Raw genomic sequence first — 16,911 nt, 5'->3', positions numbered from 1 at the left:
GGCAAGAGTTACGCCCGTGAGGGCGGCTTCCTGGCCGATGTGGAGGGGTTCGACGCGGAGTTCTTCGGCATTCCGCCGCGTGAGGCCCAGTCGATGGATCCGCAGCAGCGGATCGTCCTGGAGACCGCCTGGGAGGCCCTGGAACGGGCCGGCATCCGCCCCGAGTCCCTGAGCGAGAGCCGCACCGGCGTCTACCTGGGCACCATGGGCTCCGACTACGACAACCTCCACAACCACGACCTCGACGCCCTCGACGGATACCTGGGAACCGGTAATGCGAACAGTGTGATCAGTGGCCGGGTGTCGTACTCGCTCGGCCTCCAGGGCCCCGCCCTGACGGTCGACACGGCCTGCTCCTCCTCCCTGGTCGCCACCCACCTCGGCGTCAACGCCCTGCGCAACGGCGAGTGCGAGACCGCCCTCGTCGGCGGCGTCACCGTCATGTCCACACCCGCCCTGTTCGTAGAGTTCAGCCGCCTCAAGGGCATGGCGGCGGACGGCCGTTGCAAGAGCTTCTCCGCCGACGCCGACGGCGCCGGCTGGGCGGAGGGTGCGGGCATCCTCGTCCTCAAGCGGCTCTCCGACGCCGAGCGGGACGGTGACACCGTCCTGGCCGTCATCCGTGGCTCGGCCGTCAACCAGGACGGCCGCAGCCAGGGCCTGACCGCCCCCAACGGGCCCTCCCAGCAGCGCGTGGTCCAAGACGCCCTGACCGCGGCACGCCTGAGCCCCGCCGACATCGACGCCATCGAGGCCCACGGCACCGGCACCACCCTCGGCGACCCCATCGAAGCCGGCGCACTCGCCGAAGTCTTCGGCCCCACCCGCGACACCGACCACCCCCTCTACCTCGGCTCCTCGAAATCCAACATCGGCCACGCCCAAGCCGCCGCCGGCATCGCCGGCGTCATCAAAATGGTCCTCGCCCTCCAGCACGAGACCCTGCCCAAAACCCTCCACGCCGACCAGCCCAGCCCCCACATCGACTGGAACACCAGCAACCTGCAACTCCTGCACCACAACCAGGACTGGAAACGCGGCGACCGCACCCGCCGGGCCGGCATCTCCTCCTTCGGCCTCAGCGGCACCAACGCCCACCTCATCCTCGAAGAAGCACCCGCCGCAGAGGCCGCATACGCTGCGGAATCTGCTCCGGAGAGTCCTTCGGACGTTCCGTATCCGCTGCTTGTCTCCGGTCGCAGCGAAGCCGCACTGCGCGCCCAGGCCGCCCGCTGGGCCGACTGGCTCGAGAACCAGGACGACATCACCGTCACCGACCTCGCCGCCACCACCGCCCTGCACCGCACCCACTTCGACGTCCGTGCCGGTGTACTGGCCGCCACTGCCGAGGACGCGGTGACCGGCCTGCGGGCGCTGGCCGAGGGCCGGACCCACGAGAACGTGGTGACAGGCACAGCCCGCCCCACCGGAAAGATCGTCTTCGTCTACCCCGGCCAGGGCAGCCAGTGGCAGGCCATGGGCCACGACCTCTACCACCAGGACCCCGTCTTCGCCCAGGCCATCGACGCCTGCGACACCGCACTACTGCCCCACACCGGCTGGTCCGTGCGTGACGTCCTCACCGGCCGCGACGGCACCCATCCCCCCACCGACCGGGTCGACGTGGTCCAGCCCGCCCTCTTCGCCATGGGCATCGCCCTGTCCGCCCTATGGCGCTCACGCGGCATCGAACCCGCCGCCGTCATCGGCCACTCCCAGGGCGAGGTCGTCGCCGCCGTCGTCAGCGGCGCCCTCACCCTGCAACAGGGCGCACAGATCGCCGCCCAACGCTCCCAAGCCGTCCTGGCCTGCGCCGGCCAAGGCGGCATGGCACTGATCGAACGACCCCTGGCCCAGGTCGAGCAATACATCGCCCCCTACGGCCCCGCCCTGTCCATCGCCGCAGTCAACACCGCCACCTCCACCGTCATCTCCGGCCAGACCGACGCCCTCCACCAACTCGTCCAACAACTACAAACCCAGGACATCTACGCCCGCACCATCAACGTCGACTACGCCTCCCACAACGCCCAGATGGACCCCCTCCTGCCCACCCTCGCCGACAACCTCACCAACCTGACCCCCCGCCCCGGTGAGGTCCCCTTCTACTCAACCGTCACCGGACACATCACCGACGGCACCCACCTCGACGCCACCTACTGGTGCCGCAACCTGCGCGAAACCGTCCGCTTCGACCAAGCCCTCAACCACCTCCTGGCCAACGGCCACACCACCTTCATCGAAATCAGCGCCCACCCCGTCCTGGCCATCCCCCTCACCGACGCCGCCACCCCCCACCACGGCCTGGTCACCGCCACCCTGGCCCGCAACCACGGCAACCTGACCCGCTTCCACCACAACCTCACCCTCCTCCACACCCACGGCCACCCCCTCAACTGGACCCACACCCTCCCCACCCCCACCACCCCCACCACCCCCACCAACCTCCCCACCTACCCCTTCCAACACCAACACTTCTGGACCGAGGTCCTCGGCGGTGGCCACAACGTGGCAGCGGCCGGTCTCGGCGCGGCCGAGCACCCGCTCCTCAAGGCCGAGGTGGACCTGCCCGATTCCGGCGGTGCCCTGCTGACGGGCCGTCTCGCGCAGCGAAGCCAGCGCTGGCTCGGTGACCACCGGGTGATGGGATCGGTGCTGCTGCCCGGTACCGCCTTCGTCGAACTCGCGATCCAGGCGGGCAACCACGTCGGCTACGGTCACCTGGAAGAGCTCACCTTGCAGGCTCCGCTTCAACTGCCCGCGCAGAGCGGTGTGCAGGTCCAGGTCGTCGTCGGGGAGGAGGACGAGAACGGCAGCCGGCCGGTGAAGATCTTCTCCCGCTGGGAGGACGCGGGTCCGACGGAGGGATGGTCGCACCACGCCACCGGTCGTCTCGGCCGTGAACTGCCCTCGGCCTCCTTCGACCTGGCGCAGTGGCCCCCGGTCGGGGCCGAGGCCGTGCCACTCGACGGCTTCTACCCGAACCTGGTGGAGGCGGGGCTCGAATACGGGCCCGCGTTCCAGGGTCTCGGTGCGGTGTGGCGCAAGGACGGCGAGATCTTCGCGGAGGTCGCGCTGCCCGAGAAGCAGCACGCCGAGGCGATCCGGTTCGGTCTGCACCCGGCTCTGCTCGACGCGGTGCTCCACGCCGCCGGCTTCGGACCGCTCACGGCAGAGCCCGGCAAGCCGTGGCTCCCGTTCTCCTGGTCGGGCGTCACCCTGCACGCCGTGGGGGCGACGGCCGTACGGGCACGGATCACCTCCGACGAGGACGGTTCCGTGCGAGTGGAGCTGGCCGACCTGTCGGGTCGTCCCGTCGCCTCGGTCACGTCCCTGGTGGCCCGTCAGCTGTCCGATGGACAGCTTTCGGAGACGGGGGCCGGCTCGCTGTACCGGTTGGCCTGGTCACCCGTCGCCGCCGGTGACACCCTCGCCGATGCGGCGAGCGCGGTGGTCGGCCGCGGTGCCGACACCTTCGCGGCGGCGCTGGAGACGGCCGGCTGGGAGTGCGAGGCCTTCGAGGACCTCGCGGCGCTGTCGGCGCACGTGGAGGAGACAGGTATGGCTCCTCGGACGGTCTTCGCGCCGCTCCTGAACCCCCGCTCGGAGGACGGAACGCCCGACTGCTCGTCGTTCGAGCCCGCGACGGCCCACAACGCGGTGCGTGAGGCACTACTGCTCGCGCAGTCCTGGGCCGAGGAGGGCCGTTTCTCCTCCTCCCGGCTCGTGCTGGTCACCAGGGGGGCGGTTACCGCGGGCGCGGAACCGTCCGACCTGGCGGGTGCCACCGTGTGGGGCCTGGTGCGGTCCGCCCAGTCGGAGCACCCCGGCCGGTTCGTCATGGTCGACCTGGACGACGCCCTCGACACCGGGAGCGCGTGCGAACTGCTCGCGGGTGCCCCGGTCGAGACGGAGCAGCAGCTCGCCCTGCGGGGCGGTGCCTGGCTCGCCCCTTCGCTCTCCACGACGCCCCGCGAGCCGCTGAGCGTGCCCGCCGGTGTGCGGGCGTGGCAGCTGATGCCGGGCGCTGGTGGTCTCAACGACCTCTCGCTGACCCCGTACCCGCAGGCGGTGGCGCCGCTGGCCGCCGGTCAGGTGCGCCTCTCGGTGCGTGCGGCGGGGCTGAACTTCCGGGACGTGCTGATCGCGCTCGGTACGTATCCCGACGCGGGTCACATCGGCAGCGAAGCGGCCGGTGTGGTGACCGAGGTCGCTCCCGATGTGACCGCTCTGGCTCCGGGCGACCGGGTGCTGGGTATGGTCGACCGTTCGTTCGGTCCAGTGGCCGTGGCCGACGCGCGGATGCTCGTACCGATGCCGGAGAACTGGTCGTTCGAACAGGCCGCCGCTGTTCCCATCGCGTATCTGACCGCGTACTACGGTCTCGTGGACCTCGCCGGGCTCCGGGCCGGTGAGAAGGTGCTCGTCCACGCAGCCGCCGGTGGCGTGGGTACGGCTGCCGTCCGCATCGCGCGGCACCTCGGCGCCGAGGTGTACGGCACTGCGAGCCCCGGCAAGCACGAGACGCTGCGGGCTACGGGCTTCGACGAGGCGCACCTGGCCTCGTCCAGGACCCTGGACTTCGAGGAGGAGTTCCTCCAGGCGACCTCCGGCGACGGTGTCGATGTCGTGCTGGATTCGCTGGCCGGGGAGTTCGTGGATGCCTCGTTGCGGCTGCTGCCACGCGGAGGCCGTTTCGTCGAGATGGGCAAGGCCGACATCCGCGACGCCGCCGAGGTGGCGCGGTCCCACGCGGGTGTCTCCTATCGGGCGTTCGACCTGATCGAGGCGGGGCCCGAGCGGCTCGGCGAGATGCTCACGGAGGTCGTGGACCTGCTGGAGAGCGGGGACCTCGAACCGCTGCCCATGCGCAGCATGAGCCTGTGCAACGCGCCCGAGGCGTTCCGGCTGCTCGCCCAGGCGCGTCAGGTCGGCAAGCTGGTGCTGACGGTGCCGCGGACCATGGATCCCGAGGGCACGGTCCTGCTCACCGGTGCCACCGGCGCCATCGGATCGCTGCTGGCCCGCCGTCTGGTGGAGGAGTACGGGGTCAGGCACCTGCTGCTGACCAGCCGTCGTGGCACGGACGCGGCGGGAGCCGCCGAGTTGCACGCCGAACTGACGGCGCTCGGGGCCGAGGTGCGGATCGTGGCCTGCGACGCGGCCGACCGGGAGGCTGTGGCGGAGGTGCTCGCCGGGATCGATCCGGCGCACCCGCTGACCGCTGTGATCCACTCGGCCGGTGTGCTCGACGACGGGGTCCTCAAGGCCCTGACTCCGGAGCGGTTGGCCACCGTGCTGCGTCCAAAGGTGGACGGGGCCTGGAACCTGCACGAGCTGACCCGGGACGCCGACCTCGCCGCCTTCGTCCTGTTCTCCTCGATGGCGGGCACCGTGGGTTCGGCGGGTCAGGCCAACTACGCCGCCGCGAATGTCTTCCTGGACACGCTCGCGCAGTACCGCCGGGGCCTGGGACTGCCGGCGCACTCGCTGGCCTGGGGTCCCTGGGACCTGCGGGAAACGAGCGCGATGATGGAGGGGATCGACGACAACGACCTCGCGCGGATCGCCGGCACGGGCCTCGTGCTGCTGCCTCCGCGGGACGGGCTCGGGCTCTTCGACGCGGCGCTGTCCTCGCCGGAACCGGTGACCGTGCCGGTGAAGTGGGACTTCCGGCAGCTGCGGGCGCGCGCCGCGAGCGGCGCGCTGCCACCGGTGCTGCGCTCCGTCGTCGGCGGGATCGCCCGACGGACCGCTGCGGGCGCTGTCGTCCCCAAGGGCGACGCCGGGCTGCGCGACCGGCTGGCCGGTCTTCCCACCGACGAGGCACGGCTGCAGGTGCTCGATCTCGTACGCGCCCAGGTCTCCGCGGTGCTGGGGCACTCCGGCCCGAGCGCGGTCGAGCCGACCACGGCCTTCAAGGCCCTCGGCTTCGACTCGCTGACCTCGGTGGACCTGCGCAACCGGCTCGGCGTGGCCACCGGGCTGAGCCTGCCGGCGACCCTCGTTTTCGACTATCCGACGCCGCAGGTGCTGGCCGGGCGGATCACCGATGAACTGCTGGACACCCGGCAGGAGATGCGGGCGGTGACGGCCGCGACCGGCACCTCGGACGACCCGGTGGTCATCGTCGGGATGGCCTGCCGCTACCCGGGCGGGATCACCGACCCGGACAGTCTCTGGGACCTGGTCGCCGAGGGCCGCGAAGGCATCTCGGAGTTCCCCTCGGACCGCGGCTGGGCCGTGGCCGACGACGCGGACTACCTGCGGGCGGGCGGCTTCGTCCACGAGGCGGGCGACTTCGATCCGGCGTTCTTCGGAATCAGTCCGCGTGAGGCGCTGGCGATGGACCCGCAGCAGCGGCTCCTCCTGGAGACCACGTGGGAGACGCTGGAGCGGGGCGGAATCGAACCGGCCGCGCTGCGCGGCACATCGGTGGGCGTGTTCGTCGGCGGTGCGTCGACCGGATACGGCACGGACGCGGACCTCGTCCGCGCCGGGGTGCAGGGCCACATGATGACCGGCGTCTCCAGCAGCGTGATGTCCGGCAGGCTGGCCTATGTGTTCGGCCTCGAAGGTCCCGCGGTGACGGTGGACACGGCATGCTCCTCCTCGCTGGTCGCCCTGCACCTCGCGGCCCAGGCCGTGCGTTCCGGAGAGTGCTCCCTCGCGCTGGCCGGCGGTGTGCAGGTCATGGTCAACCCGGCGGTGTTCGACGAGTTCGACAAGCAGAAGGGGCTGGCGTCGGACGCGCGGTGCAAGGCGTTCGCGGAGGCCGCCGACGGCACCGGCTTCGCCGAGGGTGTCGGCATGCTGCTGGTCGAGCGGCTGTCGGACGCACGGCGCAACGGGCACCAGGTGCTCGCCGTGGTCCGGGGCAGCGCCGTCAATTCCGACGGTGCGTCCAACGGTCTGACCGCGCCCAACGGCCCCTCACAACAGCGCGTCATCCGCCAGGCGCTCGCCAACGCCGGACTCGAACCGTCCGACGTGGACGCCGTCGAGGCGCACGGCACCGGCACCAAGCTCGGCGACCCGATCGAGGCACAGGCCCTGCTCGCCACCTACGGCCAGGACCGCCCCGACGGGCGGCCGCTCTACCTCGGCTCGATCAAGTCGAACATCGGGCACACCCAGTCGGCCGCGGGTGTCGCGGGCATCATCAAGATGGTGCAGGCCATGCGGCACGGCGTCCTGCCGCAGACCCTCCACGTGGACCAGCCCTCGACGCACGTCGACTGGACGGCCGGCGAGGTCGCGCTGCTCACCGAGAGCCGCCCGTGGGAGAACGACGGGCGGCCCCGCCGCGCGGCCGTCTCCTCCTTCGGCGTGAGCGGTACGAACGCGCACATCCTGCTGGAGCAGGCTCCGGCGCAGCCGGACCCCGCCACCGGGGAGGAGACCCCCTTCGAGGCGCTGCCCTGGGTGATCTCGGCCAGGTCGGGCGAGGCGCTGCAGGCACAGGCCGAGCGGCTGCTCGCGCATCTCGACACGCACGAGGAACTCCCGCCGGCGAGTGTCGCCGCCGCTCTGGGCACCGGGCGCACCGCCTTCGAGCACCGGGCGGTCGTCGTAGGTTCGGACCGGGCCGAGCTGCGCGCCGGGCTCCGTGCGCTGGTCGCGGGCCGGCCCGCAGCCGGTGTCCTGCAAGGCACCGCGCGCGGCTCGGGCCGGACCGTGTTCGTCTTCTCCGGCCAGGGCAGCCAGTGGGACGGCATGGGCCGCACCCTGCTGGAAAGCAGCCCCGCCTTCGCGCAGACCGCGGCCGCCTGTGACGCGGCGTTCGCGCCGCTGATCGGCTGGTCCGTGCTGGAGCTGCTGCGGGGCGAGCTGCCCGCGGCGGACTACCCGCTGGAGCGGATCGACATCGCCCAGCCGGTGCTGTTCACCATGTTCGTCTCGCTGGCCGCAACCTGGCGGGAGGCGGGCGTGATGCCGGACGCGGTGGTGGGCCACAGCCAGGGCGAGGTGTCCGCGGCCGTGGTCGCGGGGGCGCTCACCCTGGAGGAGGGTGTCCGCATCATCGCGCTGCGCAGCCAGGCGCTCCACCGCGACGGCGGCGGCGGTGAGATGGCCTTCGTCGACCTGCCGCTGGAGGAGGTCCTGAAGCGGTCGGCCGGTTACGGCGACCGAATCGCGATCGCCGCAGTGAACGCCCCGCGGTCCGTGGCAGTGTCCGGCGACACGGACGCCGTACTGGACCTCCTGATGGATCTCGACGACGACGACGTGTCATGCGGTCGGCTCCACTCCTCCTGCGCCTCGCACAGCAAGCACATGGACGGGCTGCTTCCACAACTCCAGGCGCAGCTGGGCGATCTGGCTCCACGCGACAGCCACGTGGCGTTCTACTCCACGGTGACCGGCGCACCGGTAGCCGGGCACGAGCTGGACGCCGCGTACTGGAGCCGGAACCTGCGGGAGACGGTGCGCTTCGAGGACTCCGTCCGTGCGCTGCTCGCCGACGGGCACTCCGTCTTCGTGGAGGTCTCCCCCCACCCGGCCCTGATGATGGCCTTGCAGGACACCGTCCAGGACGCCGGTGCGGACGCCGTGACGGTCGGCACCCTTCGGCGCGGCGAGGGAGGCCTCGAGCGCTTCGTCCACTCGCTGGCCGAGGTGTACGTCCACGGCGGCGAGGTCGACTGGGTGCCGCTGTTCCCGGGGACCGTACGGGCCGAGCTGCCCACCTACGCCTTCCAGCGGCAGCGCTACTGGCTGTCGCCCAGGGCGACCGCGAGGGACGCGGGCGCCGTCGGCCAGGAGGTCCTGGACCACGCCCTGCTGGCCGCCGAGATCGTGTCCCCACGGTCCGGGTCGGCCGTGCTCACCGGAAGGCTCTCGCTGTCCGCCCAGCCCTGGCTGGGCGACCACCGAGTGCACGGGAGCGCGGTGCTGCCCGGCAGCGCGTTCGTCGAGCTGATGACCAAGGCCGGTGACCGGTCGGGCTCCGGCCGGGTCGAGGAGCTCGTGCTCCACACGCCGCTGGTACTCCCGGACGCCGAGGGCAGCGGGCGCGGCACCGGCGGTGTACAGCTCCAGGTGATCGTCGGGGAGGAGACCGAGCCGGGGACCCGTCCGGTCGATGTCTTCTCACGCAGGGAGGACGCCGCTGCGGAGGAGGACTGGACCCACCACGCCTCGGGCATCCTGACCGGTGCCGCCGACCCGGCTCCCGGCTTCGACCTGTCGGCCTGGCCACCACCGCAGGCCCGGACCGTCGACGTCGAGACGCTCTACGAGCTGCTCGCGGAGAGCGGTCTGGAGCACGGGCCTGCCTTCCGGGCCGTACGGGCAGCGTGGCGGCACGGTGACGACCTCTTCGCCGAGGCCGAGCTGGACCGGGACCTGCATGCGGACGTCGACGGCTTCACCCTTCATCCCGCGCTGCTGGACGCCGCCTTGCACGTCGGGTGGTTCGCCCAGACCGGCACCGGCGAGCTGCCCCTGATCCCCGAGCTGGTGCGGGGGGCCGAGCTGTACGCCCGCGGCGCCACCGTCGTACGGGTGAAGGTCACCCGGCGGGCGGAGGACACGTTCGGCGTCGAAGTGGCCGACGAGTCCGGGCGGCCGGTCGCGTCGATCGAGGCGCTGACCTCGCGGGGCATCGAGGCGGAACGGCTCGCCGGCCCCGGAGCGCTGCAAGACGGCGCCCTCTACCGGGTGGAGTGGACTTCCGTCCCGTCGGCGAGGCCCGATTCACCGGCCCGCTGCGCGGTCGTGAGCGCCCCGGACGCGGCGCTGCCCGCCCTTGAGCAGGCTGGTTGGGCCGTTGAGGCGTACACCGGTTTCGAAGCGCTCGCCGAAGCCGCCGCGGACGGAGGCGGAGTCCCGGCCACGGTCTTCGTCCCTCTGGCGGCGGACACGTCGGACGATCCGCTCGCGGACGTCCGCGGGCTGACCGCGTCGGCACTGTCGACGCTGCGGTCCTGGCTCGCCGAACCCCGCTTCGCCTCCTCCCGGCTCGTCCTGGTCACGCGGGGCGCGGTCGACACGGGCGCGGAGGCGCCTGACCTCGCCACCGCCGCCGTATGGGGCTTGGTCCGCTCGGCGCAGTCCGAACACCCCGGCCGCATCGCCCTGGTGGACCTGCCGGACACGGACGACGCATGGTGGCTGCCCACCGACGCGCCATTCGGCACGGAGCCGCAACTCGCGCTGCGAGCCGACGGGTTGCTCGCGCCACGGCTGGCCCCGGCGACCGACGCCGCGGAGCCGGTGCCCGGCGCCCGCCCGCTGGACCCGGCCGGAACGATGCTCGTCACCGGTGGCACCGGGACACTGGGCGCGCTCGTGGCCCGGCACCTGGTCACCGCGCACGGAATCCGCCGTCTCGTGCTGACCAGCCGTCGTGGCCCGGACGCGCCCGCTGCGGCAGGACTCCGCGCGGAGCTGGCCGAACTCGGCGCGGACGCCCGGATCGTCGCCTGTGACACGGCGGACCGTACGGCGGTGGCCGAGGTGCTGGCCGGGATCGACCCGGCACACCCATTGACCGGCGTGGTGCATCTGGCGGGCACCCTGGACGACACCGTCGTCGAGTCGCTGACCCCGGAGCACATGGACACCGTCCTCAGGCCGAAGGCAGACGGCGCCTGGCACCTGCACGAGCTGACCCAGGACCTCCCGCTGGCCGCGTTCGTCCTCTTCTCGTCCATGGCCGGCACGCTCGGTGCGGCCGGTCAGGGCAACTACGCCGCCGCGAACGTCTTCCTGGACGCGCTCGCCCAGCACCGCCGGGCGAAGGGCCTGCCCGCCCACTCGCTCGCCTGGGGGTTCTGGGCGCAGACCAGTGAACTCACCGCGGAGCTCGGCGCGAACGACCTCGCCAGGATGGCGAAGGCGGGCGTCCTGCCGCTCGCGTCCGAGCGGGGACTCGCGCTGTTCGACGGCGCGCTCGACCGGCCCGAGCCGGTGCTGCTGCCGTCCCGTTGGCAGTCGCGCCGCCTCCGGGCGCACGCCACCGCCGGCACGCTGCCGCCGGTGCTGCGCGGGCTGGCCGGCACCATCGTCCGCAGGACCGTGGCGGTCTCCGGGACCGGCACGGTCGACTCTGGGCTGCTGGGCCGCCTCGCCGGGTTGTCGCCCGACGAGGAACTGGCCGTGATGCTCGACCTGGTGCGCTCCCACGCGGCCGCCGTGCTCGGCGCGCCGTCCCCGGCCACCATCGACGAGCACAAGGCGTTCAAGGAGGCCGGGTTCGACTCGCTGACTGCCGTCGAGCTGCGCAACCGGCTGGGAGGGGCTACCGGGCTCACCCTGCCCTCGACCCTGGTCTTCGACTACCCGACACCCGCCGTACTCGCCGCTCATCTACGCGACGAGGTGACCGGGACCCGGACAACAGCCGTGCCGGTGGCGGCGGCCGTCTCCCGGGACGACGACGATCCGATCGTGATCGTCGGCATGGCCTGCCGCTACCCGGGCGGGGTCACCGACCCGGACGGTTTGTGGAACCTGGTCGCCGCGGGTACGGACGCCATCAGCGGCCTCCCGGAGGACCGTGGCTGGGACCTGGACAACCTCTACGACCCGGACCCCGACCGGTCGGGTACGTCGTACACGCGCGAGGGCGGCTTCCTCTACGAGGCGGCGGACTTCGATCCGGCGTTCTTCGGGATCAGCCCGCGTGAGGCGCTGGCGATGGACCCGCAGCAGCGGCTCCTCCTGGAGACGTCGTGGGAGACGCTGGAGCTGGCCGGCATAGACCCGACGTCGCTGCGGGGCAGCCGGACGGGTGTGTTCGTCGGAAGCATCAGCCAGGACTACGTGTCCGGTGTGGCGAAGGCACCCGACGAGGTGCAGGGGCATCTGATGACCGGCAACACCAGCAGTGTGGTCTCCGGCCGGGTGGCGTACACCCTGGGGCTGGAAGGTCCCGCGGTGACGGTGGACACGGCGTGCTCCTCCTCGCTGGTCGCCCTGCACCTCGCGGCTCAGGCCGTGCGTTCCGGAGAGTGCTCCCTCGCGCTGGCCGGCGGTGTCACCGTGATGGCGACACCGGCGACGTTCATCGGCTTCTCCCGTCAGCGGGGCCTGTCGGAGGACGCGCGGTGCAAGGCGTTCGCGGAGGCCGCCGACGGCACCGGCTTCGCCGAGGGTGTCGGCATGCTGCTGGTGGAGCGGCTGTCGGACGCACGGCGCAACGGGCACCAGGTGCTCGCCGTGGTCCGGGGTTCGGCCATCAACCAGGACGGTGCGTCCAACGGTCTGACCGCGCCCAACGGCCCCTCACAACAGCGCGTCATCCGGCAGGCGCTCGCCAACGCCCGACTCGAACCGTCCGACGTGGACGCCGTCGAGGCGCACGGCACCGGCACCAAGCTCGGCGACCCCATCGAGGCACAGGCCCTCCTCGCCACCTACGGCCAGGACCGCCCCGACGGGCGCCCGCTGCACCTCGGCTCGATCAAGTCGAACATCGGCCACACCCAGGCCGCGGCGGGTGTCGCGGGCATCATCAAGATGGTGCAGGCCATGCGGCACGGCGTCCTGCCCCAGACCCTCCACGTGGACCAGCCCTCCACCCACGTCGACTGGACGGCCGGCGAGGTCGCGCTGCTCACCGAGAGCCGCCCCTGGGAGAACGACGGGCGGCCCCGCCGCGCGGCCGTCTCCTCCTTCGGAATCAGCGGTACGAACGCGCACGTCGTCCTGGAGCAGGCGCCGGATGCGGAGCCGGAACCGTGGGACGAAACCACGCCGGAGCGCACCGGCCTTCCGATCGTTCCCTGGGTGGTGTCGGGGAGGACGGCTGCCGCGGTCCGGGACCAGGCCGCCCGTCTGGTCTCACACCTGGAACACCACCCCGACGCCGATCCGCAGGACATCGGCCACGCCCTCGCCACCACCCGCACTCTCTTCGAACACCGCGCCACCGTCACCGGCGAGAACCGCACCGAACTCCTGACCGCCCTGAACGCCCTCGCCACCGGCGAACACCACCCCCACATCACCACCGGCCGACCCACCAAGGGCCCCCTCGCCTTCGTCTTCGCCGGCCAGGGCACCCAACGACCCGGCATGGGCCACGACCTCTACACCGCCTACCCCGCCTTCGCCACCGCCTTCGACACCATCGCCACCCACCTCGACCCCCTCACCGGACACTCCCTCCACGACACCGTCTTCACCACCACCGACCACCGCATCGACGAAACCCGCCACACCCAGCCCGCCCTCTTCGCCTTCGAGGTCGCCCTCTACCGCCTCATCGAAAGCTGGGGCATCACCCCCGACTACCTCATCGGCCACTCCATCGGAGAGATCAGCGCCGCCCACATCGCCGGCATCCTCACCCTCGAAGACGCCTGCACCCTGGTCGCCGCACGCGCCCGCCTCATGCAGGCCCAGCCCACCGGCGGCGCCATGGTCGCCCTCCAAGCCACCGAGGACGAGGTCCTGCCCCACCTCACCGACCGCGTCTCCATCGCCGCACTCAACGGACCCCGCTCCACCGTCATCGCCGGCGACGACGACGCCGTCGAACACATCACCCGCCACTTCGAGGACGACGGCCGCAAAACCAAATGGCTCAACGTCTCCCACGCCTTCCACTCACCCCACATGGACGGCATGCTCCAGGAATTCAAAACCACCCTGGACACCCTCACCTACCACCCCGCCACCATCCCCCTCGTCTCCAACCTCACCGGCCAGCCCCTGACCACCACCGACGCCGACTACTGGACCCGCCACGTCCGCGAAGCCGTCCGCTTCGCCCACGGCATCCACACCCTCGACACCCTCGGCGTCACCACCTACCTCGACCTCGGCCCCGACGGCACCGCCGCCGCCATGACCACCAACACCCTCCCCGACACCACCCACGCCCACATCATCACCACCCACCGCACAAACCAGCCCCCCACCCACAGCCTCACCCACGCCCTCACCCACCTCATCACCACCGGCACCACCCCCCACTGGCACACCTACTACAACCCCACCCACACCACCCCCCACCCCCTGCCCACCTACGCCTTCCAACACCAGCGCTACTGGCTGCCCGCCACCCAGAACACCACCACCGACCTCACCACCGCCGGACTCACCCCCACCCACCACCCCCTCCTCGCCGCCACCCTCGAACTCCCCGACAACAGCGGACACCTCCTCACCGGACGCCTCTCCCTCACCACCCACCCCTGGCTCGCCCACCACGCCGTCATGGGTTCCGTGCTGTTCCCGGGGACGGCGTTCGTCGAACTCGCCGTCCACGCCGGTGACCTGGTCGGCTGCTCCCACGTGGAGGAGCTCACCCTGCAGGCGCCGTTGATCCTCCCCGAGCGCGGCGGAGTCAACGTGCGGCTCTTCGTGGCCTCCGCGGACGAGAACGGCCGCCGCAGGCTCACCGTCGCCTCCCAGGCGGAGGACGGCCCCTGGCTGCAGCACGCCGAGGCGGTGCTCACCACCACCGCGCCCGAACCGGTCGTGGCACCCGACTGGACCGTCTGGCCGCCCAAGGGCGCCGAACCCGTTTCCATCGAGGGCTTCTACGACCACTCGGCCGAGGCGGGTTTCGCATACGGCAGCGTCTTCCAGGGGCTGCGCGCGGTGTGGCGCGACGGCGACGACGTCCTGGCGGAGGTCGCACTGCCCGAGGAGCACCACGAGGCCGCGGGCGCGTTCGGCCTGCACCCGGCGCTCCTCGACGCCGGCCTCCACTCGGTCGGTCTGACCAAGGCCATGGGCGAGGAGGCCATGCTGCCCTTCGCCTGGAACGGCGTCACCCTGTACGCAATGGGTGCCTCGGGTCTGCGGCTGCGGCTGACCCCGACCGGTGCCGACGGCACCGTCTCGGTGGACATCGCCGACGTCGCGGGCCGCCCCGTCGCCCGCATCGAGGAACTCGTCCTGCGGCCGGTCAGCCGGGAGAAGATCTCCGCCGGGCGGACTTCCTCGGGCGGCTCGCTCTACCGGGTGAAATGGATGGCCGCGCCGCAGCTCGCGGTACCGGCCCCCGACATCTCCCACGCCTCCCTCGGGGAACCGCTCGTCGACGGGCCCGCCTACCCGGACCTCGCGGCGCTCCGGGACGCAGTGACGGCCGGGGCACCCGTCCCGGACGTGGTGTTCGTCGCCTGCCCGCCCGAATCGGGGGATGTCCCCGCGGCCACCCGGGCCATCACCGGCCGCGCGCTGCGGCTGACCCAGGAGTGGCTGGCCGAGGAGCGGTTCGAACCGTCCCGGCTCGTACTCGTCACCACCGGCGTGGTCGCGGCCACGCCCGACGCGTCCGTCGCCGACCTGGCGGGGGCCGCCACCTGGGGTCTACTGCGCTCGGCGCAGTCGGAGAACCCGGACAGGATCGGCCTGCTGGACCTGGACGGCGAGCCCACCGCGGCACTGTCCGCCGCTCCGACGGCCGAGATCACCGCAGCGCTCCTCGACGGTGAGCCCCAGCTGGCGGTGCGCGGGGGCGCGCTGCTGGTGCCGCGGGTGGTCACCGTCGACCGGATACCCGCCCCGGAGGAGTCCGCGACCGACGAGCCGTTGTCCGCGGCCGGCACCGTCCTGATCACCGGTGGCACCGGCGTGCTCGGTGCCGAACTGGCCAAGCACCTGGTCCGCGAGCGGGGCGTACGCCACCTCGTGCTGGCCGGCCGGCGCGGCCCGGCGGCCGACGGCGCGCCGGAACTGCTGGCGGAACTCACCGCGCTGGGCGCCTCGGCGCGCATCGAGGCCTGCGACGCCGCGGACGGCGAAGCGCTCGCCTCACTCCTGGCCTCCATCGGCACCGAGCACCCGTTGACCGGTGTCGTACACGTCGCCGGTGTGATCGACGACGGCGTGCTGGCCTCGCTCACCCCGGAGCGGATGGACGCCGTGTTCCGTCCCAAGGTCGACGCCGCGTGGAACCTGCACCGGCTCACTGCGGAGGCGGACCTGGCGGAGTTCGTCCTGTTCTCCTCCGCGGCGGGTGTCGTCGGTGCGCCCGGCCAGGGCAACTACGCGGCGGCCAACGCCTTCCTCGACGCCCTGGCCCAGCATCGGCGGTCGGCCGGACTGCCCGGCCGGTCGCTGGCCTGGGGCGCCTGGGCGCAGGCGAGCGGCATGACCTCGGCGCTCAGCGAGGCGGACCGCTCCCGGATGGCGCGCGGAGGCGTGCTGGCCCTCGAGACCGCCGAAGGCATGGGCCTGTTCGACGCGGCCGCCCGGGTCGGGGACCCGGTACTGCTTCCCATGCGGCTCGATCTGAAGGCCGGTGGCTCGCTGGTGCCCCCGCTGTTGCGGGCCCTGGTTCCGGCCGCGCGGCGCACCGCCGCCTCCGGCACCTCGTCCTCCTTCGGGCCCGCGCTGCTCCAGCGGCTGCTGGTGCAGGGCCCCGAGGAGCAGCGGAAGACCCTGGCCGACCTGGTGTGCGCCGAGGTGGCTGCCGTACTCGGCTACGCCTCCGGGAGCACACTGGAACCGGACGTGGCCTTCTCCGAGCTGGGGTTCGACTCGCTGATCGCGGTCGAGCTCCGCAACCGGCTCAACGGGATCACCGGCCTGAAGCTGCCCTCCACGTTGGTGTTCGACTATCCGAACCCGGCCCTGCTGGCGCAGTACCTGGGCGAACAGATCCTTCCGGAGCCCGAGTCCGTCAGCGACCAGCTGCTCAAGCAGATCGACGGCCTCGAAGCGCTGCTGGCCGAACTGGCACCCGAGCAGGACGACCTCACCCAGGTGCGGGAACGGCTGCGCACGGTGCTGGCCAAGCACACCAAGAGCACGGAGGCGGAGGGCGAGCCCGACATCGAGGACACCTTGCTGTCCGCCTCGGACGACGAACTCTTCGACTACTTCGACAAGGATCTGGGGATCTGAGGTCCACTCCCCCACCCGGCCCCGGAAGCGAGCGCGCTTCCGGGGCCGGTCCCGTTCCGGTGCAGCGCCGGTCCACCACTCGTCAACGCGACCGCAGAA

Annotated in this window: 1 protein-coding gene; it reads left to right on the top strand. The window is 72.1% G+C overall.

From position 1 onward, the window contains the following. Nucleotides 1-39 precede the first annotated feature (39 nt). A complete protein-coding gene (locus OG841_RS48415; RefSeq protein ID WP_371571417.1) occupies nt 40-16,812 on the top strand; it encodes an SDR family NAD(P)-dependent oxidoreductase in 16,773 nt (5,590 codons plus the stop codon). The last annotated feature ends 99 nt before the right edge of the window (nt 16,813-16,911 follow it).

This window comes from Streptomyces canus (genome assembly GCF_041435015.1).
In the GTDB taxonomy this organism is placed as follows: Bacteria; Actinomycetota; Actinomycetes; order Streptomycetales; family Streptomycetaceae; genus Streptomyces; species Streptomyces canus_G.
The sequence above is the reverse complement of the archived record's forward strand: the minus strand, read 5'-3'. Positions and strand labels throughout refer to the sequence as shown.